Here is a 25,816-nt window from a genome sequence, read left to right on the forward strand (position 1 = left end):
ATTTTGTTACATTTGCCTCCATCGAATAGAGACAGAGCTGTCCAAATACAGGACATGGAGAAACATATGAAATTAAATACGATCTTAATGACGACTGCATTGACAGTTTCATCTATGTTTACAATGAGTGCCCACGCAGACAACTCAACTCGAATCGCAGCAACTTCAGCTTTAGGGAGTGTTGTTGGTACTGCTGTAGGTAAACAAATGGGTGGTAACACAGGTGCAATGATTGGTTCAGCTATTGGTGGTGCGGGTGGCGCTGCTGTTTCAACCAATAAACATGACCGTACTGCTGCTGCAATCGGTGGTGGTTTAGGTGGCGTCGGTGGTTATAGCGTTGGTAAAAGCATGGGTGGAACAACTGGTGGATATATTGGTGCTGCTGCGGGTGCTGCAGGTGGTTCAGTTTTAGGTAAAAAAGTGTCTGAAGACCGTCATGCAGATCAACGTAAGTACAATAAAAAGTACTACAAAAAACACCGTCGTCATAACCACTAAACTATGTAATATGCAAGTTATGAAATATACAAAAGCACCTTCGGGTGCTTTTTGTTTATATGATTAAAAAATCTTTAAAATAAACATGCATGTCTTGTTCTGATTGAATCAGCTTTAGTTTTTTGATCTGCGCAGTTCCAGCCATCAAGTAAGATTTAGCTTTCTTTCATTGTTTTAAAACCACTTTGAAACAACGAGTTTATAAAATTCGATTTGAAGCCCTTAAATATGAAAATACACTTGTTAATACAAAAGTAATTTTGTATCACCACCATCTGCAAACACTTGATTAAAAGCATCTACAATTTTTTTATTTTTATCAGGATTATTAGGTAAAACAAACCAATAGGGATTTTCTCTGACGACGACAAAAAGTTTTAAATTTTTTTCTTCTGCCACTTTTTTGATATTATTAAATAATGCATTTTCAACTTCATAATCTAGTTCAATTGTAATATCAAATTGTTCGTCGATACTTAATTTTTCAAAATCTTCTTCAGTGTATTTATCACCATATTCCTTCAAAACTTGCTGTACATCTTGCTCTATTTTTTTCTCTAGTGCTGTCGTATCTATTTGGGCATCTTTTAAAATTTCAGAATCTGAAATTCCATTGTCATAAAACTCTTTTATCTCTACATATTGCATATAAGAATGGTGTTCATTTAACCAATCACGAAAATTTGTAAACTCTTGACTATTTTAGGGAATCTCTTGTTTTTTTAACTCAGGAAGCGCTTCCTGAAGTAGGTAATAAATATCATCTGAATTGCCCATTTTTGCTACCTTTGCTGTTATAGAAGTGTTTGATGAAATTTCTGAAAAATGAAAAATGGTCTCACATTTGGTAACGATGAAACTGACGAATATAATAAAAATAGTAAATACGTATTCCATTTTAAAATTCACTCATTAACTTAAAAATAGATCGAAAACTGCCTTATCCATCGTCTAGATAAATTCAGTTAAGCGCTTATTGATTATTTATCAACTTTGATAATCTCACTGACCAAATGCCATTTAATTTTTTTAGCTTCTTTCAAAACGGCATTTTCATAAAACTCTAAAAAACGAGGTGCAATATCACCTTTAAGTAATACAACCTGTTGGCGAAGATCATAAACATAATTTTGTTGGTAATCATCACGATCATCATAACCAGCGTGCTTAGGCTCCCCCTTAGAATTCAGTTGATCTTCATAACGATAAATACCATCAATTTCACACGGTCGCCCAGACTCTAAATAAATATTCTTTTTACGTGGTTTTCTTTCTTCATAGTGTCCACAATCAGGAAAAATATCTGGCGCATCGAAACGTCGAATCCAAGCTCTCGTTTGTACTCTGTTTAGAATTTCATAATCTTCATTGTCAACTAAAGCAATACATAAGCTATTTCCATTTCTTATTGGGCGTAATGCTTTATTTAAATTAAAATAGCTATCTAAAATAGGGAGATGACTAGGTAGTAATTGCGGATAATCTTCAAGTTGAAATAAGAAGCCATTTTCTTGCTGTTCGGGCTTTAAATGAAAATGTTCACAATATTTTGGAAAAGCCTTCACCTCACAAATCCGTTGCACCAAGGTCTTATTGAGATAGGTCAGCCAATCTATACTTTTAATACCATCTTGAATTTTACTACACTCAGATATATCTGCACCTTGGTAAATTCCTAAAAATCTTTTTGCTTGTTCAAATACCTCTTTTTGTACACCTCTTGGATCATATGGGATTGTATTTTGAAAGCCAGCAACAGCATGATATACCTCTAATTTATCAATACACATTTGAATCAAAGACATTAAAATTTGTTTTTGTTCGACATCAAAAATTAATTGATTAGGTACGCGAAAAGTTAATGTTGAACCATAAAGTAAACGTCCCTCCCAACCTCGATTCGTAAAAGCATAAATCATATATTCAGGTGCTTCACCACGCTCACCCGACTCGCAATACCATTCAATTTGATCATATTCTTGAGTTTTCATTGCAAAAAACTCTTCAAGCGTTGGCATTTTTTTTGAGTTGATACTCGGTCTACGGTATTGCTCCTTCTCATTGGTAAATACACATCGAGTAAAATGCCTGCCAAACAATTCGTTATATGCCTTAATACATTCATATAAAGCTTGACGCTTTTCAGGCGTATGTCCTGCAAAATACAAAAAGTGCGCTTGAAACTCTGCTCCCATAATAAAGAGGTTTGCTTTACCTTTTCTTTCTTCACTCCATTGAAACTTATTTAAATAAGGTTTCATATCTTGTTCTGATTGAATCATGCTTCATCTTCCTTGATGCGCACAATCTCACTAACCAAATGCCATTTAATTTTTTTAGCTTCTTTCAAGACTGCATTTTCATAAAAATCTAAAAAACGTGGAGCAATATCACCTTTAAGTAATACGACTTGCTGGCGGTAATCATCTAAATTATTGGGTTTATAATCATTACGATCCTTATAGCCAACATATTCAGGTTGTCCATCTAAACCGACTTGCTCGTCATAACGATACACTCCATCAATTTCACAAGGTCGCCCAGAGTCAAGATAAATGTTCTTTTTGCGTGGTTTACGGTCTTCATAATGCCCACAATCTGGAAAAATATCTGGCGCATCCAAACGACGTATCCACTTACGACTGGCATCTACATCCAATACTTTATAGTTATTACCTACATCTTGGCTAATATTCCAATAAGCACCATTACGTAAAGGACGCAGTGCTCTATTTAAATTATAAAAGCTTGCTAAAACGGGCAGATTGCTAGGTAGCAGTTGTGGAAAGTCTTCCAGTTGGAATAAAAACCCATTTTCTAGTTGCTGTGGTTTTAAATCAAAAAATTCACAATATTTAGCAAAAGTTTTAACTTCACAAATCCGTTGTACCAAGGTATTACTCAAATAAGTCAACCAATCAATACTTTTAATTCCATCCTGAATGAGATTTCTCTCCCTACTACCAGCTCCTTGATAAATTCCCCAAAATTGCTCACCTTGAACTAATGCATAATCACCAACCCCCATAGGTCGATAAGGTAAGATGCTTTGGAAACCTGCTACTGCATGATAAACATCTAATTTTTCAATAAACAACTGAATTAACTGCATTAAAATCGCTTTAGTTTTAGTATCAAAAATCAGATTGTTAGGTACACAAAATCTAATTTCAGAACAATACAATATGCGTCCTTCCCATCCTCGATTCGTCATAGCAGAAATCATATATTCAGGTGCTTCTTTCCTATCACCAGAAGCGCAGTACCATTCAATTTGATCATCGGGATGGGACTTTTGGGTAATCACTTGTCGTATAGAAGGCATTTTAGGGTCATCTAAGTCAGCATAATGGCCTTCACCATGATCATCATAATAACCACCCCAAGTTAAATACTTTCCAAAGTGTTGATTATAGGCTTCAATACATTCCACTAAAGCTTGTCGTTTTTCGAGGGTATGCCCTGCAAAATACAAAAAATGTGCTTGAAACTCTGCGCCCGTAATAAATAAATCAGGTTGATCTTGACGATGCTCAACCCACTGAAAGTCTTTTAAATAAGGTTCTAAATCTTGTTCTGATTGAATAATCATGAATGACTTCCTAGTTCTATGAATGTGCCAAAGTAGCAAAACCTGTAATCAATATCCCACTACCAGCAGCTTCTGTAACTCCAATTGCTCCTGCGCTCGTAACTGCTCCACCCGCTGCTCCTGCTAAAATCACCGTGCCACAAATAAAAGCACCTCCAATCCCAACACTAGCAGCAATTGGAATCATCAAACTTTGATACTCTTGTAAAGATACATATTTTCGATAAAACTGTACTTGTGGAGATGGTGGTGCAAGCAATTTTCCTAGTCCTCCCAGCATACTGGGGATACCTTTTTTAGCCGTTAAGCCTGTATTGGCAGGACGAAATGTGGCATTTTTATAAGGCGTTGGATTCTTGATGGGTGGATAGACTGGAATTTTTATTCCTCCACTTGGTGGTTTCCGAGTAGTACAACTACAATCTTTATCAGATACCTCTCTTACTTTTTGGGGAGCTATAATTTCATATGCTTCGAATTGCCCTTTGCCCCATTTATCCTTCCCAAATTTGATCTCAACCAAGTATTCTATGTTTTCCTTTCTCGGTTCAAATCTATCCCAATCAATTGTTCCAAACATCCGCATTTCAATAATTTCAGCAGCTTTGATGGTTAAAATCGTAATATCAGGGATACGAAATGCACCTTTACACATTTCTTCGATTTGCTTTTGTGCAGCACCCAATGGAAATTCTGAAGGACGGTGCATTCGTTCAGGCTTATTACTCATAAGAGGTTTTGGTACCTTACCTGTCATGTCATAACCGACTTCAGCTAAGTACGCCCATACCCCAAAATTTAAATCCGCTTCTTCACGAATGGCTTTGGTGACAGTCTGCTGAAATAGACGTTGCCCAATATTCCCGATTTTAGGAGCTTTACTGGCTGCACAAATATGCGCACATAAATAGCTTTTGTTGGTTCCAGTTTCTAATTTGATCTCTGTACCTTTGGTCATGGTTTTTGTTTCTGAGGGTTTTGTCTTATTGGGTCTGTTAGAGCCTGAACCCACTGTATTACGACCTGCCATTCTTCTTTTCCTAATTTATAAGTCAGTTATATGGTATTGGTCGAATTCAGATTCCTCTTCATCATCAATTATTTGCATGTTTACAGGTAGTTGTTCATGTGTCCAAAGATGTTCAGTTTGACCTTGCTCATTGGTATAACCTTCAATCACCGAACCATCTCCAGCGGATAATCGATACTTTTGATTGGCTATAGGATGATGATCATCACCCAACAACGTATAAAACTCATGATATTTTTGTGCTGTTGCAGTGAGTTGTTCTGGAATTGTGGTTTCACTGCTACCATCTGACCATCCCATCAAGTTTTAACTTGAAATCACTTGATGACCGCAACTGAGTAAACAACCATGATAAGCAATCTGACTCCCGTGATCGAGATGCCCTGCCCAACCTTACACAATTCTTTGTGGGCCATGACAACACATCACCCTCATTCCCACACTTGCAACAGGCCGTCCCATAATAATTGTTCTGACATTACCTTCAACAACCACACCACCACCTGTGGTTCGATCACCCATACAAATATAATATTTCATCATTATGCTACCTTATTGTTTAGTTATTTTAATTTAAAAATAAGGCATGACTTTAGTTAACAATCTCAACGATGTCTACTTAAACGCCATGATAGATTCAACTCAACACTTAGATTTTTCACGTTTTTCTGTTCAAACATTCAGTTGATTAATAATAAAATTTAAACAAATTCACAAACAATAATACAGACAAATTTTCTTGATATTTGTTTTAAAGTTTAAACATTTCTAATACATTTCAAAAATTTGGTTTATCAAAAACCCAATCATGTAGAAATTAAAGAGAGAAAAATACAATCCAGACACTAAACGATAAATCTAATTACCTTGCTATCCATAATTATTGCAACATATTTCTATATTCTAAACTCAAGTTCAATAAAACGAAGAAGCTTCGACAAGGAGTTTGATATGAAATTACAAGCAATGCTTGGTGCAACTGTGATTGCAGCCACAATGATGACGACAGCCCATGCTGATAATTCAAGTCGTGTCGCTTTAACCTCTGCCCTTGGTGGTGTTGTCGGTGCAGCGATTGGGCAACAAATGGGTGGATCAACGGGTGCAATGATCGGTTCAGCAATTGGTGGTGGCGCAGGAGCTGGAGCTGCAACCAATAAAAGAGACCGTAATGGTGCCATTATTGGTGGTGCGCTTGGTGGCGCTGGTGGTTATACCGTAGGTAAAAATGTAACGGGTACATCTACAGGTGGTTATGTAGGTGCAGGTCTTGGTGCTGCGGGTGGCGCAGCGCTAGGTAAAAAAGTCAGCGCCGACAACCGATACGATGATCGCTATGACGACAGATATGATAACCGTTATGACCGTCGCTACGATGATCGTTACGACCGTCGTTATGATAGTAAAGGCTATCGTAATAGTAGCTACCGTTATAATGATCGTAATTATCGCCATGACAATGGCAACCATTATGGTTGGTACAAAAATAAAAAGCGTTAATTCTGTCTATATTTAAGAAAGCTAAACACTAAAAAAGCACCTACTGGTGCTTTTTTACATGATAAATACACTAATAATTACAATATATCGAAATTAATCGATATACATCACACCCTTTATATCGTATTATATCGATATAAAATACATTCAGGTTTAGAGTCCGACTATGCCCGCTTTAACAGATACTCAATTAAAAGATACGAAATTTTCAATTCTTGAACTTGCTCCAATTCGTGAAGATCAAAATGTCGAATTCTCATTAAAGCATGCTTTAGCATTGGCTCAACATGCTGAAAAGCTGGGTTATGAACGTTTATGGCTTGCAGAACATCATAATATGGATGGTATCGCAAGTTCAGCGACTGCTGTTTTACTCGGTTATATACTGGCAAATACCCAAAAAATTCGTTTAGGTTCAGGTGGAATCATGTTACCTAACCATGCTCCACTGGTTGTTGCAGAGCAGTTTGGAACACTGGCAACACTTTATCCAAACCGTATCGAACTCGGTTTAGGTCGTGCGCCTGGGACAGATCCAACCACCATGCGAGCATTACGACGCGGTCGTCAAGAAACTGAAGATCAATTTCCTCAAGATGTTTTGGAAATACTCAGTTATTTTGCCGATGCTCAACCTCAGCAAAGCATCAAAGCAACACCTGGTCAGGGTACACACGTTCCAGTTTGGTTATTAGGTTCAAGTCTTTTCAGCGCACAACTTGCTGCACGTCTAGGTCTTCCCTATTCATTTGCTTCTCATTTTGCACCACGTATGTTAGGGCAAGCCATTCAATTGTATCGGGACAATTTCCAACCTTCAGAATATTTAGACAAACCCTATGTTTCGATGGGTGTTCCAACTGTAGTCGCTTCAACAGATGCAGAAGCTGAATATTTAGCAACCAGTGTTTATCAACGAATTTTGGCTTTATTAACAGGTCAAAGTTTAAAACTTAAAGCACCAATCGAAAGCATGGAAGGTCGCTGGTCAGTTTCTGAGAAAATGGCTGTTCAAAACTTTCTTGCAATGGCACAAATTGGTTCACCTGAAACAGTGAAAAAAGGCTTGGAAAATCTGTTAGAGAAATATCAAGTCGATGAGTTTATTTTCACTTGTGATATTTACGATACAGATAAGCGTCTTGAAAACTTTAGTTTATTGATGGATTTAAAAAAATAATTTAAAAATTACCTTTCCTCTTTACCAAAATGAAATGCTAAGTTTCATTTTGGTTTTTTTAACTTGTATTTGAACAAATTTATATAATATTGATTTTAAATAATTTTATTAAAATAGAAAAAATAATGTCTATTTATTTTCACAGTTTACAATTCAGCAATCATGAAATGCTTTGCCATTTATTCTGATGTAGGCATAATAGCCAGATAAAAACCAGTAAAATCAATAAGGAAGAACAATGAATCAATATATCAACAAACCGACGCCGGCTTTCATTGCGGTAAGTTGGGTCGCATTATTGGCAGGTGTAACAGCTTACTGTATAGGTTTGTTCAACGCACAATTGGCATTAAATGAAAAAGGTTATTATTTAATCCTGATCTTATATGGGTTATTTTCAGCTGTTTCCTTACAAAAAATTGTTCGTGATAAACTGGAAGGCCAGCAAGTTACTGCGATTTATTATGGGCTATGTTGGGCCTCTGTAATCATCTGCGTCGTATTATTGGCTTTAGGTTTATGGAATGCCAACATGGCACTCAGTGAAAAAGGCTTTTATATCATGGCTTTCTTGCTCAGTTTATTTGGTGCTGTCGCTGTCCAAAAGAATATTCGAGATTTAGAGTATTTAAAAAATCATCATAACCAAAACCATTTGGAAATGAATCAAAGACTAAATCAACTAGACATGCAAGAAGCTGAAGTAAATGATGATCAGTTTTAAATTTGTTTAGTGAGTCATCAATCAACGAGAAGCAAAAGACTTGTAACAAGCAACAGGTCTTTTGTGAATTAAAATTTATAAATAATTCCTCTAAATCTATAGTTTTATTTGATTTTATATTTATGGCACGCATAACATCACGATAGCAATATATAGTTAAACAAGACTTTATAATTTAAAAACCATATAGTTTAGTTGTATAGATAGGCTGTTATTTTTCTCATTAAACAAATTTTGTAATGAGCTCTTATTGATTGACATCAAGTCTTCAAACCATCAACGTGCAACAACGAAATGACTGATCAGATTTCAAAAAAATCTTTACCAATAATTCCAAGTTCGCTATATGAATAACTATCAGAGTGATAGCTTTGAAATAAAACAAAAAGGATATTGATATGCACAGCAAGAAAAAAAGCCAAAGGGATGGTTTTTTTCAAAATACAGCAGCGTTTTTTAAAAATTATACAGGGGCGCTTATTTCTGCGAATGAAATTAAACAGTCAAATTTTACAGGTTTAAATGTTGCTATTATTGGTGCAAACCAATCAACTGTGAGCTATTTAGACTTAATCACACAACATGCGGCATCAGTAAAAGTCTTTCAAATTAAACCTATTTTTGTTCTACCTCAAACTGAAAAAGGGATTCATCGATTAATTTCTCATCCGCTCATTATCAAAAATCGTCGTTTGTTTAATAATCGCGTAAAATCTTTGTTAGCTATTCGGTACTTAGATTCTCAAGTGCAAGATCAATGGCTAAAACGCCAACTGATGCCAAACTCTGCAGATGAACATAAAGTTTTTCTCAAGTCAGATACCTATTACTCCGCATTGCAACGTCATAACTGCAATTTAGTGACTTGGCCAATTGTTAAAATTAGCAAGCATACGCTACAAACTATGGAAGGAATAGAACACCCTGCCGATGTGATTATCACCACTTATTGAATTTGATCTGGTTAATATCCATGCCGAGAAAGGTTTAAGGCCTTTCTCGAACCATCTTAAAAATCAAATTTAAACTCAAAATACGTTCATTTCAAAAACATGTTGTTGTATTTGGTTTTACTTCAGACATTCATGTCTTTTTCATATTATTTATAGTCAAAATATCACGAACGCTTTCAGCTTTAAATCCATTTTGTATATTTTCTAACAGATCATAAGTACAAATCATGCTCGTCTAAATCTGCCGTCATTTGACAGTTTTCAATCTTTAAAGTTTCAACAATAATTCCCTCAAATCCGCGATTACTCTAGGCAAAACAACCTACACAAGATCACAAGCTAGCATTCATTGTTAAGTTTGATGTTAGCCCCTTCAATCCTGTTAATAAAAATAACAAGGCAGATAAAACAAAATGCAGACAAATTATACAAAATGAGTTGAGAAATAATTAAGCCAGTTTTAAAAATCAGCCCAAAAAGGCTTTTAGACACATTTTGTAATAATTTATATTTCAAAAAATAATGTCTGATCAGTCATTATTTTTAAATATAAAAAACATAAAAAAAGCCAATATTGATATTGGCCTCTTCGAAAAATATTTTGGATGAAATTATAGCGCAATAATTTCAAAATCGTGGGTAATTTCCACACCACCATCAGAGAGCATTTTACTTGCTGAACAGTACTTTTCAGCAGACAGCTCAACGGCCTTAGCGACTTGTTTTTCCTTAACTTCTCGACCTGTGACCACAAAATGTAAATGTATTTTTGTGAAAACTGCAGGAATTGTATCTGCTCTTTCTGCTTTAAGTTGACATACCACATCGGTCACATCTTGGCGAGATTTCTTCAAAATCGTCACAATATCAAATGAAGCACAACCACCAAGTCCCATTAGTATCAACTCCATAGGACGTGGACCACGGTTTTCACCGCCATATTCAGCTGAGCCATCCATTACGACTTGGTGACCACTTTCTGATTTTGCTTCAAAAGCAACATTCTCTAACCAATGAACGCTAGTTTGCATTGCAACTACCTAAAAAAAGCTATAAATTTACAGGGTACCTGTACACTAGCATAAAATGAGTTGATAAGGAATTTCATCTCTACTGCTTCTACGTGACGAGTTCAATTTAGATCAACAGATCTAGTTATTATCCAATTCGGAATTTTTAAGCATGCCTTCTAATTTTGCACAACTTAGTACAGATGCTTTGTCTCCTGGTCAATTACCTGAGTCAGTCAAAGCTTTACTCAAAAGAGCTCACATCAATCGTTTTCCAAAACGATCTACAATTATCGATGCAGGTTCTGAGTCAAAATCTCTGTATTTAATTTTAAAAGGTTCAGTTTCAATTATTTTACGTGAAGATGATGAGCGTGAAATTGTTGTTGCATATTTGAACCCTGGGGATTTTTTTGGGGAAATGGGCTTATTTGAGCAAAATCCACAACGTACTGCGGAAGTTAGAACCCGTGACGTATGTGAAATTGCTGAAATCTCATATGACAATTTCCACGAAATTAGCAAACAATATCCTGACTTAAGCTATGCTGTATTTGCACAGCTTGTTCGCCGTTTAAAAAATACAACGCGCAAAGTCACAGATTTAGCGTTCATTGACGTATCTGGCCGTATTGCTCGTTGTTTGATTGACCTTTCTTCACAGCCTGAAGCAATGATTTTGCCAAATGGTCGTCAAATCCGTATTACTCGCCAAGAAATTGGACGTATTGTCGGTTGCTCTCGTGAAATGGTAGGCCGTGTTCTTAAAACACTTGAAGAGCAAGGCATGATTGAAACAGATGGTAAAGCAATCCTTATTTTTGATGTATCTTTGGAAGAATCATCTTTTTCTGAAGATGATGTTGATGATGACGAATAAAATATTTAAACCAGTTTAAGAACTAAATACTTTATTTAATGTCTATTAATTTAGAACGAAAGTATTCTTCTCTTAGCGCTAAGATCATATTAAAAGCAAACCTCCGAGTTTGCTTTTTTTACTTTTCATTGCTCAGTTTAACTTTTGCTATAGCTAAATTATTAACAAATTTATCACATATAGATAATAATCCTCCTTTTTTAAAATCACTGATAGCCTCCTATTTAAGCTATGATAAATCTGCATGTATGACCCAACATTATTTTTATTATTCTAAGGATGTGCAATGAAATCGAATCGTTTAGGGCAATCTGATCTTATTGTTCCAGAAATTTGTCTAGGTACAATGACGTTTGGTGAACAGAATGATCAAAATCAAGCTTTTGAACAATTGGCTTATGCACTTGATCATGACCTTCACTTCTGGGATACCGCAGAAATGTATCCCGTTCCACCCAAACCAGAAACACAAGGTTCAACAGAAACCATAATCGGCAATTGGATTGCTCAAAATGGACAACGAGACAAACTGATTTTAGCAACAAAAATTGCAGGGCCACAGCAAGGTGGTCGTCATATTCGAGATGGTCATACCAAGTTTATCCAGTCTGAAATAGAATCAGCGCTAGATTCTTCTCTAAAGCGCTTACAGACGGATTATGTTGATCTGTACCAATTGCACTGGCCACAGCGTTCTACCAACTTCTTTGGCTCATTAGGCTATACCAATCAACACGCAGCACTTACACAAGATGTTACCCCACTTGAAGAAACCCTCACTGCACTTTCTAATGAAGTTAAAAAGGGACGTATCCGCCATATTGGACTATCCAATGAAACCCCTTGGGGAACCATGAAATTTCTACATTTAGCGGAACAGCTCGGTTTAGAGAAAGTTGTCAGCGTGCAAAATCCTTACAGTTTACTCAATCGTACTTATGAGGTTGGTATGGCTGAAATTGCACAATATGAACATGTAGGCTTACTGGCGTATTCGCCTCTTGCATTTGGCTTTTTAACTGGAAAATACCGTCATGGCGCACGTCCTGCTGATGGACGAATTACATTATTTTCACGTTTTAGTCGTTATAGCAATCCACAAAGTGAATGGGCGACTGAACAATATGCCTTACTCGCAGAAAAACATGGATTAAGCTTAACTCAATTGGCTTTGGCTTTTATTAAACAACAATTTTTTGTAGACAGTACAATTATTGGCGCAACCACCATGGATCAGTTAAAAGAAAATATCGATGCATTTCAAATTGATTTGACTGAGGAGATTTTGACTGAAATTAACGCAATTCATCAACAACAACCAAATCCAGCCCCTTAATGCAAATCAACAATTCAGCTGAGTATTTTATTCTTTATAGGCAATGACTTGATAAAAAAAGGATGCTTACGCATCCTTTTTTTCTTAGCACTAAACAGACAACTTGTCTATTATTTCCCACCGCGCGCATTATAAACCGCCATTGCAGCAGGCAAATTCTTTTTCATTGCATTGATACGTGCTGCATCAGATGGATGAGTTGACAATATTGCAGAACCTTGTGCTCCACCTTGTTTTGCCATTTTCTCCCACAATGTAATTGATGCCTGAGGGTTATATCCAGCTCGTGCCATCATCATCAACCCACCTTGGTCAGCACGACTTTCTAAGCTACGTGAGTATGGCAACCCGACACCGACTTGACTGCCCAAATCAATCGCAGCATTGCCCAATTCACCAATCTGGCTACCAGCATACGATTTACCAATACCTACAGCTAAGTTTGTTAAAGCTTGCGCACCTAGTTTTTGCTTAGAATGTTCTTCTAAAGCATGTGTCATTTCATGTCCCATAACAGCGGCAACTTCTGCCTCTGATAAGTTCAATTTATTTACAATGCCTGTATAAAATACAACTTTACCACCTGGTGCAACATATGCATTGATCGTGTCAGATTTTAAAACTGCCAATTGCCAATCGAACTTTTGCCCTGTTTGGTTCATTTGATCTGCATACGGTTTTAATTTAACAAATGCAGAATAAATCTTTTTATACGTTGCTGATGAGGTATCTAACGTATTTTTACTACGCGCTTCTTGCACAGTTTTATTAAAACCTTGAGCAGCACTCATATTCAAAGTAGCTGAATCAGCACCTGCCATATCGGCAACAGTTGTACAACCAGAAATTGCTAAAGCACTTGTAGCGCACAAACTGAGCAATAATTTTTTCTTCATTATAATTTTCTCCGCATAAAGAAGTTGAATTCCACAATGATGCGATTATATTCAATAACTTGGGGGCAATAAAATAAAATAAGTTACAGATTGATAGGATTTATGTAATTGTTCTGTTATAAAAACTGCACAATTAGCCAATATACTAAGCAAATTACATTTAAGACCAAATATATTTGGCTTAATGGTTTTATTTTTTCATTCAATTCGACATTTTTTCGTTTTGCAAAAAGAATTGCATTTTGCAGCAAAATAATCGGGACTAAAATACACGCAATAATCACACTCAAACCTAATAACGCACTATTAATTAATGCTTGGTCTGTTGTTTGCGCTTGAATAATCATCAGTGCGATTGTTGGCGCACCTCCCATGGCAAAAATAAGTGAATAAAAGATTGTATTTGAAATATTTTTTTGCATCCCACAAACCCATTTCCATTTTAGTGCTACATTCTAGCAAGCTTGTAATTCATGCATAGTAGATTCAATTTCGACTTTAGTCGTTATTTAAAAGTAAATATTTTTATCCATCTTAAGATATAAACGCTTAAATCTCCTTTTTTGAGAGCCTACATCAAGGATAAATAAAAAGATAGCCTATCAAAAGCTTAAACAAAACCGCCAAGATATTACCTGATCATATTCAAAAAGCATGATTATAGTATGATAATTCGAGTGATTTACTCCAAAATAAAAATAGATTTGTCTTTTCAATATTCAAGACAAGATCCCCGTTATAATCTGAGTTAAGAATAATATCCTATATTATAGCCAATACTTATTGATAAAATGATTATCACCATATGATTTTATGGTTGTATAAAGAATAAATTCAGAAAATTTATTCTCATACAATTTATTTTAATACAAGAAAGCCCCGTAAATACGAGGCTTTCTTGATGATTCTCATCTAGCGATTAAGCATCAAATGGGTGACGTAATACAATTGTTTCATCACGATCTGGGCCAGTTGAAATAATGTCAATTGGACATTCAATCAATTGCTCAAGACGTTTCACATAATTAATTGCATTTTGTGGCAATTGATCAAGTGATTTCGCACCAAAAGTAGATTCCGACCAACCTGGCATAGTTTCATAAATTGGCTTCAACGTTTCAAATGCAAGTGCATCAGTAGAACCTGTGCAACCTGAATCAGCAGCTTCATAACCCACACAGATTTTCACTTCTTCCAAACCATCCAAGACGTCAAGTTTAGTTAAACAAATACCTGAAAGTGAGTTTACATCTACAGAACGGCGTAGAATTTCTGCATCAAACCAACCACAACGACGTTGACGGCCAGTAGAAGCACCAAACTCAGAACCTACAGTTCCAAGGTGTTTACCAATCGCATCACCCACATCATTCGCAGCATCGTAAACCAACTCAGTTGGGAACGGACCTGCACCTACACGTGTGGTATAAGCTTTGGTAATACCTAAAACATAGTCAAGGTGCAATGGGCCTAAACCTGAGCCAGAGCTTACACCACCGGCAGTTGTATTAGATGATGTCACATACGGATAAGTACCATGGTCAACATCTAGAAGCGAGCCTTGAGCACCTTCAAACATGATGTTTTCACCGTTTTTACGGTAGTTATGAAGCTCAGCAATCACATCAATCACCAATGGAGCAACAACTTCACGCCATTGATCACACAAGGCCAATACATCTTCAACTTTAACGGGTTCAACACCGAAGAATTGAGTCAATTGGAAGTTATGGTATTCAAGCAACTCTTCAAGTTGTGCTTTAAGATGATCACCACCACGAACTAAATCCGCAACACGAATCGCGCGACGTGCAACTTTATCTTCATAAGCAGGACCGATACCACGACCAGTCGTACCAATTTTGGCATTACCACGTTTAATTTCACGTGCTTGATCTAATGCGATATGGTGAGGAAGAATCAATGGACAGTTTGGAGAAATACGTAAACGCTCACGAACTGGCACACCTTCTTTCTCAAGAATGTCCATCTCTTTAATCAAAGCTTCAGGTGAAAGTACAACACCATTACCGATTAAGCACAGTACGTTTTCACGTAAAATACCTGATGGAATGAGGTGAAGAACTGTTTTCTTACCACCAACAACGAGCGTATGACCCGCGTTATGTCCACCTTGATAACGAACAACCGCAGCCGCTTGATCTGTGAGCAGGTCAACGATTTTACCTTTACCTTCGTCGCCCCATTGGGTACCGAGTACCACAACATTTTTGCCCATAATAGCCTCATTACATCATGCTGTTAAAATTGAAAACCACACATCAGTGTTCTAAAGATTTACACTCATGCCTAGCGATTAAATTTTTTCGACTTTCCACTCATCTGCAACAAGTACCATTTGGTGTGTTGCGTTTGGAACAGAGCTTAAATCATCATTACCCAACAACTGTATTACACTTAAACCTTGGCTACGAGCTGTTGCAATCGCTGCCAATAAAGCTTTGTCAGTACCCTTTGGTGCTACGACTTTTTCAATCTGTTTAAACTGACCTGCACTGAGTGCATAAAGATCACAACTAAAACCTGTTGCAGGACGTGCACGACCAAAATGTTCACCAATACCATCGTATCGACCACCTAAAGCAAGTGGTGCAGCACGGTTTGGTGCATACACAGCATAAGTTAAACCTGTGTGGTAATGGTATGAACGCAGTTCCACAACATCGATACCGATGCGTAGTTTAGGCCAACGTGCTTGGATCTCGAGTTGAGTTGTCGTTAAAACATTAAACGCTTGTTTAAATGCTTCATCAGCTAAAATATTGACACTTAAATTGGCCTGTAATGCAGCCAAATCACTTGCATAACGACCTAAAGCATAAAAGTCTGAGCCGAATTTCAATTCTTTTGTAAATTCTGCAAGTTCAGGTAATGCTTTGCGTTGATACAAATCAGAAAGTTGGCTCTCTGTATCTTTGCTTAAACCTGCTTGCTTGACTAAACTTCTAAATAAACCGACATGCCCTAAGTCTAAATGAGCACTTTCCACCAACCCTGCTGTTTCAAGCAAACCCAGCATCACGTCAATCATTTCAACGTCTGCATCAATGCTGTCTGAACCAAAAAGTTCTGCACCTAACTGTAAAGGTGCACGTGTGGTATTAAAACCTTGAGGTTTGGTATGAAGGACAGTTCCTGCATAACAGTAACGCGCCACACCTTGTACTGGATGTACATGGGCATCGATACGTGCCACTTGCGGTGTCATATCGGCACGCACACCAAGCAAACGACCTGAAAGTTGGTCGATGACTTTGAAAGTGGCTAAGTCTAAATCTTGATTCGATTCGGAAAGAGAAGAAAGAGATTCGATGTATTCGATAAATGGCGTGTACACCAACTGATAACCTCGAGATGCGAGGAAATCTAAAGCTTCACGGCGCAATTGTTCAATAATTTGCGCTTGCTCTGGTAACACATCAGCTACACCATCAGGTAATAACCATGTCTCTGAAATGGGCATGTTGTAAACCTAAATCCTGTCTGCGCGGCACAAATCCGCATAAAAAAATCGGGAGCACACCCGATTTCTCTTAGTTTACCACGTTCATTTGCGCTATGCATTAATAAAATAACTTTTGCATAACGAATAATGTGATGCTTTAAACACATTTTAATCAAATCCCCAACTTCTTTTCAAAACCAAGATAAAACTGCATGTTCACATATAGTACTTACCACACTAAAGTTATTTTATTACAAAGACTTATACCAATATTTTGGTTGATATTTTCATCTATAAATTTATAATTTTAACGTTGAAAATACATACAAATTTTGAAAAAACACAACAACACTTTGGGGAAATTTATGGAAATGCACAGCAATGTTTATTACAAACATGCAGATTCAAAAGTTATGGCTGACTTGGATCGTTTATTTAAAGAGCATCAAGGCGATAAAGATAAGTTCATTGCAGCTGCAACAATACTAAATCCTGAGCATGGTCAAGAACTTGCATCAGACCTTTTAGATAGTGTGGATAATATCGAATTCGATCTTGGTCCTGAAACCATTCAGTCTGTCGAAGGTTATTCTATTGCTCATTTTGTTCACGGTTCATCTGGCGATGAGTTTATTGAGGCTATTTTACTGTTCTTAAAAGCTTTAGTTGCAGATATTGATACTCGAGCATGGGGTTGCGGTGATGATGACCCATGGGAGTTTTGGCTCAAATTTGAAGGTGATGAACTGGTCCGTGAAGATGATGAGCCGTTTAATGATCCTGAAGAAGATGAAGAAATCAAAGCCTCGATTTATACATGGTGGCACGATGGCCTACCTGAAAGTATCAAAGAAGGTTTTCTAAACGAAGAATAAGTACAAAAAAAGCAAAAGTACACAATCTCATACTTGTGTACTTTTTATGAATCACACACCTAAATTCAACTTAGATCACAATATCTATTGGCTATTTACAGCCTTTCTTGAACAATTCAATAAAATTAAACATGTGCTGTAATAGATTTTGAAAGATATAGACCAATATTCATATTCTATTGCAACAGGCGCATGAGATACTTCTAGAATTGAAACAAGCTATGTCTTTAAACGATTTATAAGAATAGATCTTTAGCTTACTAAAGATTAAAAAACAAATTTATTTAGCTACTTACAAAAATCATTTGCTCGACAAGTTCTGTTGTAACAAACGAATAAGTTCAGCATTTTGTAATTCAACTTGAGCCATACGAGCTGTGGTTTTATCAATCACCTCTTGCTGAACATGCATTTTCTTTGCCAAATCTTGCATAATTTGCAAAGTCTGTTTGAGATGCTGTTCTTGTGCATTGATGTGTTGTTCTTGATCTTGTTGAATCGATAAAAGTGTTTGATTCTCTTTAGAAAGCTTACCTGTTTGCCAAATAATGAATATCACAGCCAAATAAAGAAACACGATTCCTGTAATTATAAATATCATTGCATTCCCCAAAAAAATCAAACTTGATATGACAAAACAAAAATTACTGATCAACAAATAATTTTGGACTCGTCTAAAATCAACGAATTTAAATTAAAGCTCAGATAACAGATTTAATCACAAACTGTTATGCAGTAAACAACTCACATAAATCAAGCAAACGGTTTGCATAGCCCCATTCATTATCATACCAAGCAAATACCTTGGCTTGATTTCTAACCACCATTGTCTGTGTTAAATCAACAATTAAAGAATAAGGTGAATGATTAAAATCACTAGAAACCAAAGCTTCATCGGTCACGGACATAATTTCAGCATAATCATACTTAGCTGCTTGAATTAAAGTTTGATTGATTAAATGACTGGTAATGGGTGACTTTGAAATAAAAGTTAAATCAATCGCAGCAACATTGATCGTCGGAACACGGATAGAGTAACCATCGATACGGTTTTCCATCTTTGGCATCACTTGTTTCAATGCCCCTAAAGCCGAAGATGTGGTTGGAATAATATTTTGACCTGAAGCACGAGCACGACGCAAATCACGATGTGCATGATCTAACACGGATTGATCTGCTGTTACGGCATGAATTTCTGTCATTAAAGCCGTATCAATCCCAAAAGCATCATCAATTATTTTAACCAATGGAACAAGTGCTTGTGTCGTACATGACACACTGGAAATAATTTGATCGGTTTGTTTCAGCTCATGGTGATTTACACCATAAACAATGGCCGCATCGACTGTATCAAAAGGTGCAGCACCGATAATGACTCGCTTGGCACCAGCTATAAGGTGTTGAGTTGCGGCCTCACGTGAACGAAACAGTCCCGTACACTCCAAAACCACATCAATATTTAAATCTGCCCATGGCAAGTGCGCAGGATCTGCTTGTCTTAAAATTTGAACTTTAAGTTTAATTTGACGAGCGTCGATAGACATGTAAATCTGTTCATTTTCCTGAACAATTTCTACCGCTCCATCAAAGCGACCATGTGTCGTATCATATTTAAATAAATGGACTAAGGTTTCAACATCTGCAATATCATTGATCGCAACGATTTCAAAATGGAAGTTTTTCGGATTTTCAAACCAAGCTCGTAAAACATTTCGCCCGATTCTACCGAATCCGTTAATCGCCACACGTTGCATTATTTATCCTTAAAGTTGAAACAATAGATTTCAGATTGATATGTTATCGGATTTCTAAGCTGTACGGCGAATATTTATCAAAAAAATAACAGCAAATATTTGTTTTTAAATATGGCTAAAATTATACGAGATTCGATCATAAATACTGCGCGTTCGAGCTTTAAACAAGGGTGGTCGTCCTTTAAATACGCATTTCGTTTAATGTTTGAAATTAGATTGTAATGACAAAACGGCTATGATTTGAAAATATCGAGTCTAAGCCTAAGTTTCGATGAAAGTTAAATTACATAGAAAACCAATAATTCACCTTAAAATCATTGGTGGAGTTGCTATTTTCCGTTATACTTTGGCGTTTTAAAAAATTAAGCCTGTGTGAACACTGAGCAGAAAAAATCAGACTCAGCAACACACTTTTAGCCAATATGAAAATGAAGGAGTGACTTGGTTGTGAGTACTCGTATTATGACAACTGCTGAAATACGTGAAGCTTTTTTGCGTTACTTTGAATCGCAAGGACATACACGTGTCGCGTCGAGTTCACTTGTACCCGCCAACGATCCTACCCTGCTTTTTACCAATGCAGGGATGAACCAATTTAAAGATTGTTTCCTTGGCTTAGAAAAACGTGATTATGTTCGTGCAACGACTTCACAAAAAGTTGTTCGTGCAGGCGGTAAACACAACGACTTAGATAATGTAGGTTATACCGCACGTCACCATACATTCTTCGAAATGTTAGGTAACTTCTCTTTCGGTGATTACTTCAAACGTGATGCCATTAAATTTGCTTGGGAATTCCTTACAGGTGAGGAATGGTTAGCACTTCCTAAAGATAAATTATACGCCACTGTTTATCATACAGATGATGAAGCCTTTGACATTTGGAACAAAGACGTTGGTTTAGATGCAAGTCGTATTATCCGTATTGGTGATAGCGGCGCAAAATACGAATCGGATAACTTCTGGACAATGGGTGATACAGGTCCTTGTGGCCCTTGCTCAGAAATCTTCTTTGACCATGGCGACCACATTTGGGGTGGTTTACCAGGCTCAGCTGAGGAAGATGGCGACCGTTTTATTGAAATTTGGAATAACGTTTTCATGCAGTTCAACCGTACTGCTGATGGCGTGCTTCATGCCTTGCCTGCGCCTTCTGTCGATACAGGTATGGGCTTAGAACGTATTTCTGCTGTAATGCAACATGTAAATTCGAATTACGACATTGACCTGTTCCAACACTTACTCAAATCTGCTGCTGAAATTATCGGTGTAGATATGAGTCAAGCAGAAGCAGATGCCCAAGCAAACAATTCAGCGATTGAATACCCTGCTTCACTAAAAGTGGTTGCTGACCATGCTCGTTCGTGCTGCTTCTTGATTGCAGATGGTGTGAATCCTTCAAATGAAGGCCGTGGTTATGTACTGCGTCGTATCATCCGTCGTGCTGTTCGTCATGGCAATAAAATGGGCGCAACTGGCACATTCTTCTACAAAATGTTGCAACCCTTAATCGATGTTATGGGTCAAGCTTATCCTGAATTGATCGAACGTCGTCAAGTTATTGAAAATGCTTTAATTCGTGAAGAAGAATTGTTTGCAAAAACACTTGAACAAGGTTTGAAATTACTTGAAGGTGAATTAGCAAACCTAAAAGGTAAAATCATTCCAGGTGAAACTGTATTCAAACTTTATGATACTTACGGTTTCCCTACCGATTTAACTGCAGATATTGCACGTGAACGTGGTTTGGAAATTGATGAAGCTGGTTTTGAAGTTGAGATGGCAGCGCAACGTCAACGTGCGCGTGATGCAGGTAAATTCGCAATTGACTATAACAACATTGTTAAAGTTGATGGCGAAACTCAATTTGATGGCTATTCAGCGACACAAGGTCAAGGTCAAATCATTGCCATTTACAAAGATGGTGTACAAGTTGACGAAATCCTTGAAGGCGATGAAGCGCTGATTGTCTTAAACCAAACCCCTTTCTATGCTGAAAGTGGTGGCCAAATCGGTGATACAGGTATTTTCAAAAACGATACTGGTATTTTTGAAGTTCAAGATACTAAAAAATCTGGTGGTGCTTTTGTACACCAAGGTATCGTCACGATGGGTAGCTTGAAAGCAACTCAAAATGTTGAAGCAATTGTTAAAGCTGATCTACGTGAAGCGACTGCACGTAATCACTCTGCTACTCACCTGTTACATGCCGCTTTACGTCAAGTTTTGGGTGAGCATGTTCAACAAAAAGGTTCATTGGTTGCTTCTGACATTTTACGTTTTGACTTTGCCAATGACCAGCCTGTAACTTTCGAGCAATTGCAACGTATTGAACGTATTGTCAATAATGAAGTGATTGCCAATACAGCTGTTTCTACCGAACTCTTAGACATCGAAGCTGCTAAAGCAAAAGGTGCAATGATGTTGTTTGGTGAAAAATATGGTGACGAAGTTCGCGTGTTGTCTATGGGTTCACTCAAAGATGAGAAAAACTTCTCAATTGAACTTTGTGGTGGTATCCATGTGAAACGCACGGGTGACATTGGTTTATTCAAAATTACTTCTGAAAGTGGTGTTGCTGCAGGTGTACGCCGTATTGAGGCTGTAACTGGTACCAAAGCACTTGAAACTGTTCAAAAAGTTGATGCGGATATTCTTTATATCAATGATGTATTGAAAGCTCAAAAAGATCAAACTGTTGAAAAAGTTGAAGCAGCTGTTGCAACGTCTCATCAATTGCAAAAACAAATTGAGCAATTAAATCAAAAGTTGGCGAACTTCCAAGCGAAAGACTTATTAGATCAAGTGCAAGATATTGCTGGTCGCCAAACACTTATTGCCACTGTTCAAGGACAAGATGCGAAATCTGTTCGTCATCTTCATGACAGTGTCAAATCCAAATTAGAAAATGCAGTCATCGTACTTGCAGGTGTAGATGGTGACAAAGTCAGCTTAATCGCATCTGTAGCAAAAGATTTTACTGCAAGTCTAAAAGCAGGTGACATCATCAAACACTTAGCGACCGAGCTTGGTGGTAAAGGTGGTGGTAAACCTGACTTAGCACAAGGTGGCGCGCCACTAAACGAGAAGTTTGATCAAGTGATGGCAGATTTAACTGCTTGGCTTGCTCAAAAATAATACTTCACCTTTTGTGTAACTGACCCTAATGCCAATTAGGGTCATGGCTTATATGGAACAACTATGGCATTAATCGTTCAAAAATATGGCGGTACCTCTATGGGTACTCCCGAGCGCATTTTAAATGTTGCTCGTCGTGTAAAGCGTTGGCATGACCACGGCCACAAGGTTGTAGTGGTTGTATCAGCAATGAGTGGTGAAACCAACCGCTTATTGGCTTTAGCGAAAGCCATTACCGAAACTCCTGATCCTCGTGAATTAGACCAAATGGTGTCTACTGGTGAACAGGTAACGATTTCAATGTTAGCAATGGCGCTTAACTCGATTGGTGTTGAAGCAAAATCTCTAACAGGTCGCCAAGTGGGTATCAAAACTGATAGCTCATTTACCAAAGCACGTATTGAATCTATAGATACTGACGTTATGACAGGTCATTTAGATGCAGGTCGTGTAATTGTTGTTGCAGGCTTCCAAGGCTTTGATGCTGATGGCAATACCACAACTTTAGGTCGTGGTGGTTCAGATACTTCAGGTGTTGCACTTGCAGCTGCTCTTAAAGCGGATGAATGTCAGATTTATACAGATGTTGATGGCGTATATACGACTGATCCTCGTGTTGCACCTAAAGCGAAAAAAGTTGACCGCATTTCATTTGAAGAAATGCTTGAAATGGCATCTCTTGGTTCAAAAGTTTTGCAAATTCGTTCTGTGGAATTTGCAGGAAAATACCAAGTGCCTTTACGCGTATTATCAAGTTTTGATAATGACAATGATGGCGCATTCGACGAACATTTCAAAAAAAATGTCGGGACACTAATCACTACAGAAGCGGAAGACAATATGGAACAGCCAATTATCTCAGGTATCGCATTTAACCGTGACGAAGCTAAATTAACAATTTTAGGTGTACCTGATGAGCCAGGTATTGCGTCTAAAATCTTATCTCCTATCGGTGCAGCAAACATCGAAGTCGATATGATTATCCAAAACGTTGAAGAAGATGGTACGACTGACTTCACGTTTACTGTAAACCGTGGTGAACTTAAAAAAGCCAAAACAATTTTAGAAGAAACTGCCCGTGCAATTGGCGCACGTGAAGTTGCAACTCGTGATGATATCGTTAAAGTATCGATTGTCGGTGTTGGTATGCGCTCACATGCTGGTGTTGCAAGTAAAATGTTTACAGCACTTGCAGATGAAGGCATTAATATTTTAATGATTTCAACCTCTGAAATTAAAATTTCAGTGATTATTGAAGAAAATTATTTAGAACTTGCTGTGCGTTCTCTGCACACTGCATTCGGTTTAGACCGTGAACATGGCGAATCAAGTGCACATGCTTAATATTTAGTCTAAAAAATTAAGTATTTCGCTATTCCAAGTGATAAAAAACATGAGCCACTATAGTTTTTACTATAGTGGCTCTGTTATATTAGATTATGAGGTTTAAGAATAATTTTCAACAGAACGTGCAAAGTGAAAAATTTGTCACATTTTTCTGTTAAAATTGTCTCTGCTATCGAGGTTGTTTTTCGTATTTTGAAATTCATCGCAGGTTTAGCGTTTAAGCAAGGAGATAAACATGCTGATTCTGACCCGTCGTGTCGGAGAAACATTAATGATTGGGGATCAAGTCAGTGTAACTGTGCTTGGTGTTAAGGGCAATCAAGTGCGTATTGGTGTGAATGCACCAAAAGAAGTATCTGTTCATCGTGAAGAAATCTATCAACGAATTCAACATGAACGTGCTATGCATGAACATCTTCAACACATCGATCAAGATTATCAGCCTTCTTTTGAAGATGATAATACAGTGCAAAATAACTATAATCGTTAAGGTTATAGTCTTTTTGCAAAATAAAGCGGCTCTTGAGGCCGCTTTAAATTTATATGAATTTCAATAAATGATTATTGCTCTAAACCTAAAGCTTTTTTGATGGGTGCATAACTACGACGGTGTTGATCCATTACACCATGTTGCTCAATTGCCTCAAAATGTGCTCTGGTTGGATAACCTTTATGTTTAGCAAATCCATATTGCGGATATTTTAAATCTAAAGCCACCATTTCACGGTCTCGTGTCACTTTTGCAAGAATACTGGCTGCACTAATTTCTGCATGTAATGTATCCCCACCAACGACTGCGTCACAGCCCATCGCAAGGCCTTGTGGAACTTTATTACCATCGACCAAAACATGCTCAGGCTGAACTTTTAGTTTTTCTACTGCACGACGCATTGCCAGTAAAGATGCTTGTAATATATTGATTTCATCAATTTCTTGATGGCTTGCCTCTGCAATGGCCCAAGCCAAGGCTTTTTCTTGAATTTCAATAAACAGCTTTTCACGCTTTTTTTCAGTCAACTTTTTTGAATCATTCAATCCTTCAATTGGATTATTTGGATCCAAGATTACAGCAGCTGCCACAACGGAACCCACTAAAGGACCTCTACCTGCTTCATCTACACCAGCAATTAACATTTTCTACTCTCATAAAAAATGACTGATCAACAGCCATTTAAAAATTTAACAACAAACGCTTATGTTTAGTTTAACATTTCAGAGGCACAAACGGCTGTTGTTTTTGTCGTTGCTAAAGCGGTAAAAGTTGCTTTTGCTTTCGGATCAATTGCTGCTAATGCCAACTGTTCCTTAGACAATACCTTTGGTGAGTTTTCGCCCACACAATTGCATACTTGACGTTTTTTCTTATGCTTTTGATCTTCAGATAAAAGTTTACTACTTAACTTCCAGGTTGGATTACTTTCAATTTCATCCATACATTTGGCATGCGAAGCCATCTTAATCACGGAAAATCCATCTGAGTCAGAACCCGATATAGGATTTGATGCACAGGCTGTCAGTAGGACAGCCCCAAGCAAACTCAGCATTAATTTATCATTTTTCATACAGATATCACCCATGTTATAAAATATACCTCTGTACACGACAAATTTCACAGAACCCTTATCCTATCAGGA

Annotated in this window: 26 protein-coding genes; 11 read left to right on the forward strand and 15 right to left on the reverse strand. The window is 37.3% G+C overall.

The genetic code is table 11. The features are described 5' to 3' along the window. Nucleotides 1-66 precede the first annotated feature (66 nt). Nucleotides 67-501 carry a glycine zipper domain-containing protein gene (locus D7V20_RS09950; protein ID WP_120384139.1) on the forward strand — a complete coding sequence of 145 codons (435 nt, stop codon included), beginning with the start codon at nucleotides 67-69 and terminating at the stop codon, nucleotides 499-501. Nucleotides 502-744: 243 nt separating this feature from the next. On the opposite strand, the gene D7V20_RS09955 is transcribed toward D7V20_RS09950, so the two are convergent. The 6 genes from D7V20_RS09955 to D7V20_RS20110 all read right to left on the reverse strand — a co-directional run bounded on the left by D7V20_RS09955 (nucleotide 745) and on the right by D7V20_RS20110 (nucleotide 5,666). After that, nucleotides 745-1,149, reverse strand: a complete 405-nt coding sequence (locus D7V20_RS09955) for a hypothetical protein (RefSeq protein ID WP_120384140.1) — start codon at nucleotides 1,147-1,149, stop codon at nucleotides 745-747. Between the two features lie 332 nt (nucleotides 1,150-1,481). Further along, on the reverse strand, nucleotides 1,482-2,783 hold the full coding sequence (locus tag D7V20_RS09965; RefSeq protein WP_120384142.1) for a type VI immunity family protein: 1,302 nt from the start codon (nucleotides 2,781-2,783) through the stop codon (nucleotides 1,482-1,484). Further along, complete coding sequence (locus tag D7V20_RS09970) at nucleotides 2,780-4,090, reverse strand: type VI immunity family protein (protein ID WP_120384162.1); 1,311 nt, start codon at nucleotides 4,088-4,090, stop codon at nucleotides 2,780-2,782. The genes D7V20_RS09965 and D7V20_RS09970 overlap by 4 nt, the downstream gene beginning before the upstream one ends. A gap of 19 nt (nucleotides 4,091-4,109) precedes the next feature. Further along, nucleotides 4,110-5,123: a nuclease gene (locus D7V20_RS09975; protein WP_120384143.1), complete on the reverse strand. Its 1,014-nt coding sequence runs from the start codon at nucleotides 5,121-5,123 to the stop codon at nucleotides 4,110-4,112. Nucleotides 5,124-5,138: 15 nt separating this feature from the next. Beyond that, the gene (locus tag D7V20_RS20105) at nucleotides 5,139-5,423 is read right to left on the reverse strand and encodes a hypothetical protein (RefSeq protein WP_235831622.1); all 285 of its coding nucleotides are present in this window, start codon (nucleotides 5,421-5,423) and stop codon (nucleotides 5,139-5,141) included. A 93-nt stretch (nucleotides 5,424-5,516) separates the two neighbouring features. After that, nucleotides 5,517-5,666 (reverse strand): PAAR domain-containing protein, encoded by a 150-nt coding sequence (locus tag D7V20_RS20110; RefSeq protein WP_235831623.1) that lies wholly within the window; start codon nucleotides 5,664-5,666, stop codon nucleotides 5,517-5,519. Nucleotides 5,667-6,074: 408 nt separating this feature from the next. Here D7V20_RS20110 and D7V20_RS09985 point away from each other — a divergent pair, with 408 nt between their 5' ends. From D7V20_RS09985 to D7V20_RS10000, 4 genes are all read left to right on the forward strand, one after another. Then, on the forward strand, nucleotides 6,075-6,623 hold the full coding sequence (locus D7V20_RS09985; RefSeq protein ID WP_120384144.1) for a hypothetical protein: 549 nt from the start codon (nucleotides 6,075-6,077) through the stop codon (nucleotides 6,621-6,623). Between the two features lie 166 nt (nucleotides 6,624-6,789). Then, the gene (locus D7V20_RS09990; RefSeq protein WP_120384145.1) at nucleotides 6,790-7,803 is read left to right on the forward strand and encodes an LLM class flavin-dependent oxidoreductase; all 1,014 of its coding nucleotides are present in this window, start codon (nucleotides 6,790-6,792) and stop codon (nucleotides 7,801-7,803) included. 238 nt (nucleotides 7,804-8,041) lie between these two features. Beyond that, entirely contained in the window at nucleotides 8,042-8,527 is a 486-nt protein-coding gene (gene yiaA, locus D7V20_RS09995) for an inner membrane protein YiaA (protein WP_120384146.1), read from the forward strand. Between the two features lie 398 nt (nucleotides 8,528-8,925). After that, on the forward strand, nucleotides 8,926-9,480 hold the full coding sequence (locus D7V20_RS10000) for an NAD(P)/FAD-dependent oxidoreductase (protein ID WP_120384147.1): 555 nt from the start codon (nucleotides 8,926-8,928) through the stop codon (nucleotides 9,478-9,480). Nucleotides 9,481-10,091: 611 nt separating this feature from the next. Here the strand turns inward: D7V20_RS10000 and D7V20_RS10005 are convergent. Next, nucleotides 10,092-10,511 carry an OsmC family protein gene (locus D7V20_RS10005; protein ID WP_120384148.1) on the reverse strand — a complete coding sequence of 140 codons (420 nt, stop codon included), beginning with the start codon at nucleotides 10,509-10,511 and terminating at the stop codon, nucleotides 10,092-10,094. 151 nt (nucleotides 10,512-10,662) lie between these two features. Here D7V20_RS10005 and crp point away from each other — a divergent pair, with 151 nt between their 5' ends. Together crp and D7V20_RS10015 are read left to right on the forward strand one after the other, a co-directional pair. After that, nucleotides 10,663-11,370 (forward strand): cAMP-activated global transcriptional regulator CRP, encoded by a 708-nt coding sequence (gene crp, locus D7V20_RS10010; protein ID WP_120384149.1) that lies wholly within the window; start codon nucleotides 10,663-10,665, stop codon nucleotides 11,368-11,370. Nucleotides 11,371-11,656: 286 nt separating this feature from the next. Further along, the gene (locus D7V20_RS10015) at nucleotides 11,657-12,706 is read left to right on the forward strand and encodes an NADP(H)-dependent aldo-keto reductase (RefSeq protein ID WP_120384150.1); all 1,050 of its coding nucleotides are present in this window, start codon (nucleotides 11,657-11,659) and stop codon (nucleotides 12,704-12,706) included. 110 nt (nucleotides 12,707-12,816) lie between these two features. Here D7V20_RS10015 and D7V20_RS10020 read toward each other — a convergent pair whose 3' ends face one another. The 4 genes from D7V20_RS10020 to D7V20_RS10035 all read right to left on the reverse strand — a co-directional run bounded on the left by D7V20_RS10020 (nucleotide 12,817) and on the right by D7V20_RS10035 (nucleotide 17,086). Further along, a complete protein-coding gene (locus D7V20_RS10020; RefSeq protein WP_120384151.1) occupies nucleotides 12,817-13,602 on the reverse strand; it encodes a M48 family metallopeptidase in 786 nt (261 codons plus the stop codon). Between the two features lie 116 nt (nucleotides 13,603-13,718). Beyond that, nucleotides 13,719-14,024, reverse strand: a complete 306-nt coding sequence (locus D7V20_RS10025; protein WP_120384152.1) for a hypothetical protein — start codon at nucleotides 14,022-14,024, stop codon at nucleotides 13,719-13,721. 497 nt (nucleotides 14,025-14,521) lie between these two features. Then, nucleotides 14,522-15,841 carry an adenylosuccinate synthase gene (locus D7V20_RS10030; protein ID WP_120384153.1) on the reverse strand — a complete coding sequence of 440 codons (1,320 nt, stop codon included), beginning with the start codon at nucleotides 15,839-15,841 and terminating at the stop codon, nucleotides 14,522-14,524. A 78-nt stretch (nucleotides 15,842-15,919) separates the two neighbouring features. Further along, nucleotides 15,920-17,086, reverse strand: coding sequence for an ATP phosphoribosyltransferase regulatory subunit (locus tag D7V20_RS10035; protein ID WP_120384154.1), 1,167 nt, complete (start codon nucleotides 17,084-17,086; stop codon nucleotides 15,920-15,922). Nucleotides 17,087-17,433: 347 nt separating this feature from the next. Between D7V20_RS10035 and D7V20_RS10040 the strand changes: the two genes are divergently transcribed. Continuing rightward, nucleotides 17,434-17,943 (forward strand): hypothetical protein, encoded by a 510-nt coding sequence (locus tag D7V20_RS10040; RefSeq protein ID WP_120384155.1) that lies wholly within the window; start codon nucleotides 17,434-17,436, stop codon nucleotides 17,941-17,943. A 301-nt stretch (nucleotides 17,944-18,244) separates the two neighbouring features. Here the strand turns inward: D7V20_RS10040 and D7V20_RS10045 are convergent, their stop codons facing one another. Then, nucleotides 18,245-18,544 carry a hypothetical protein gene (locus D7V20_RS10045; protein WP_120384156.1) on the reverse strand — a complete coding sequence of 100 codons (300 nt, stop codon included), beginning with the start codon at nucleotides 18,542-18,544 and terminating at the stop codon, nucleotides 18,245-18,247. A gap of 127 nt (nucleotides 18,545-18,671) precedes the next feature. Next, a complete protein-coding gene (locus tag D7V20_RS10050) occupies nucleotides 18,672-19,697 on the reverse strand; it encodes a type I glyceraldehyde-3-phosphate dehydrogenase (RefSeq protein ID WP_120384157.1) in 1,026 nt (341 codons plus the stop codon). Between the two features lie 447 nt (nucleotides 19,698-20,144). Between D7V20_RS10050 and alaS the strand changes: the two genes are divergently transcribed. The 3 genes from alaS to csrA all read left to right on the forward strand — a co-directional run bounded on the left by alaS (nucleotide 20,145) and on the right by csrA (nucleotide 24,672). Continuing rightward, entirely contained in the window at nucleotides 20,145-22,835 is a 2,691-nt protein-coding gene (gene alaS / locus D7V20_RS10055) for an alanine--tRNA ligase (RefSeq protein ID WP_171407795.1), read from the forward strand. A gap of 63 nt (nucleotides 22,836-22,898) precedes the next feature. Next, entirely contained in the window at nucleotides 22,899-24,179 is a 1,281-nt protein-coding gene (locus D7V20_RS10060; protein WP_120384159.1) for an aspartate kinase, read from the forward strand. Between the two features lie 238 nt (nucleotides 24,180-24,417). Then, nucleotides 24,418-24,672 (forward strand): carbon storage regulator CsrA, encoded by a 255-nt coding sequence (gene csrA, locus D7V20_RS10065; RefSeq protein WP_010111264.1) that lies wholly within the window; start codon nucleotides 24,418-24,420, stop codon nucleotides 24,670-24,672. A gap of 71 nt (nucleotides 24,673-24,743) precedes the next feature. On the opposite strand, the gene rnhB is transcribed toward csrA, so the two are convergent. Further along, complete coding sequence (gene rnhB / locus D7V20_RS10070) at nucleotides 24,744-25,316, reverse strand: ribonuclease HII (RefSeq protein WP_120384160.1); 573 nt, start codon at nucleotides 25,314-25,316, stop codon at nucleotides 24,744-24,746. A 65-nt stretch (nucleotides 25,317-25,381) separates the two neighbouring features. Beyond that, complete coding sequence (locus D7V20_RS10075; protein ID WP_120384161.1) at nucleotides 25,382-25,744, reverse strand: hypothetical protein; 363 nt, start codon at nucleotides 25,742-25,744, stop codon at nucleotides 25,382-25,384. Between the last annotated feature and the right edge of the window lie 72 nt (nucleotides 25,745-25,816).

Origin of the sequence: Acinetobacter rongchengensis (assembly GCF_003611475.1) — a bacterium.
Classification (GTDB): domain Bacteria; phylum Pseudomonadota; class Gammaproteobacteria; order Pseudomonadales; family Moraxellaceae; genus Acinetobacter; species Acinetobacter rongchengensis.

Excerpts from the sequence above, each read along its gene's own strand:
- csrA (WP_010111264.1), top strand. The coding sequence starts at position 24,418 with ATGCTGATTCTGACCCGTCGTGTCGGAGAAACATTAATGATTGGGGAT.
- D7V20_RS09950 (WP_120384139.1), top strand. The coding sequence starts at position 67 with ATGAAATTAAATACGATCTTAATGACGACTGCATTGACAGTTTCATCT.
- D7V20_RS09975 (WP_120384143.1), bottom strand. The coding sequence starts at position 5,123 with ATGGCAGGTCGTAATACAGTGGGTTCAGGCTCTAACAGACCCAATAAG.
- D7V20_RS09965 (WP_120384142.1), bottom strand. The coding sequence starts at position 2,783 with ATGATTCAATCAGAACAAGATATGAAACCTTATTTAAATAAGTTTCAA.
- D7V20_RS10030 (WP_120384153.1), bottom strand. The coding sequence starts at position 15,841 with ATGGGCAAAAATGTTGTGGTACTCGGTACCCAATGGGGCGACGAAGGT.
- D7V20_RS09985 (WP_120384144.1), top strand. The coding sequence starts at position 6,075 with ATGAAATTACAAGCAATGCTTGGTGCAACTGTGATTGCAGCCACAATG.
- D7V20_RS10000 (WP_120384147.1), top strand. The coding sequence starts at position 8,926 with ATGCACAGCAAGAAAAAAAGCCAAAGGGATGGTTTTTTTCAAAATACA.
- D7V20_RS10035 (WP_120384154.1), bottom strand. The coding sequence starts at position 17,086 with ATGCCCATTTCAGAGACATGGTTATTACCTGATGGTGTAGCTGATGTG.
- crp (WP_120384149.1), top strand. The coding sequence starts at position 10,663 with ATGCCTTCTAATTTTGCACAACTTAGTACAGATGCTTTGTCTCCTGGT.
- D7V20_RS20110 (WP_235831623.1), bottom strand. The coding sequence starts at position 5,666 with ATGATGAAATATTATATTTGTATGGGTGATCGAACCACAGGTGGTGGT.
- D7V20_RS10005 (WP_120384148.1), bottom strand. The coding sequence starts at position 10,511 with ATGCAAACTAGCGTTCATTGGTTAGAGAATGTTGCTTTTGAAGCAAAA.
- D7V20_RS10025 (WP_120384152.1), bottom strand. The coding sequence starts at position 14,024 with ATGCAAAAAAATATTTCAAATACAATCTTTTATTCACTTATTTTTGCC.
- D7V20_RS10045 (WP_120384156.1), bottom strand. The coding sequence starts at position 18,544 with ATGATATTTATAATTACAGGAATCGTGTTTCTTTATTTGGCTGTGATA.
- D7V20_RS20105 (WP_235831622.1), bottom strand. The coding sequence starts at position 5,423 with ATGGGATGGTCAGATGGTAGCAGTGAAACCACAATTCCAGAACAACTC.
- yiaA (WP_120384146.1), top strand. The coding sequence starts at position 8,042 with ATGAATCAATATATCAACAAACCGACGCCGGCTTTCATTGCGGTAAGT.
- D7V20_RS09990 (WP_120384145.1), top strand. The coding sequence starts at position 6,790 with ATGCCCGCTTTAACAGATACTCAATTAAAAGATACGAAATTTTCAATT.
- D7V20_RS09955 (WP_120384140.1), bottom strand. The coding sequence starts at position 1,149 with ATGCAATATGTAGAGATAAAAGAGTTTTATGACAATGGAATTTCAGAT.
- D7V20_RS10050 (WP_120384157.1), bottom strand. The coding sequence starts at position 19,697 with ATGCAACGTGTGGCGATTAACGGATTCGGTAGAATCGGGCGAAATGTT.
- D7V20_RS10015 (WP_120384150.1), top strand. The coding sequence starts at position 11,657 with ATGAAATCGAATCGTTTAGGGCAATCTGATCTTATTGTTCCAGAAATT.
- D7V20_RS10060 (WP_120384159.1), top strand. The coding sequence starts at position 22,899 with ATGGCATTAATCGTTCAAAAATATGGCGGTACCTCTATGGGTACTCCC.
- D7V20_RS10020 (WP_120384151.1), bottom strand. The coding sequence starts at position 13,602 with ATGAAGAAAAAATTATTGCTCAGTTTGTGCGCTACAAGTGCTTTAGCA.
- D7V20_RS10075 (WP_120384161.1), bottom strand. The coding sequence starts at position 25,744 with ATGAAAAATGATAAATTAATGCTGAGTTTGCTTGGGGCTGTCCTACTG.
- D7V20_RS10040 (WP_120384155.1), top strand. The coding sequence starts at position 17,434 with ATGGAAATGCACAGCAATGTTTATTACAAACATGCAGATTCAAAAGTT.
- rnhB (WP_120384160.1), bottom strand. The coding sequence starts at position 25,316 with ATGTTAATTGCTGGTGTAGATGAAGCAGGTAGAGGTCCTTTAGTGGGT.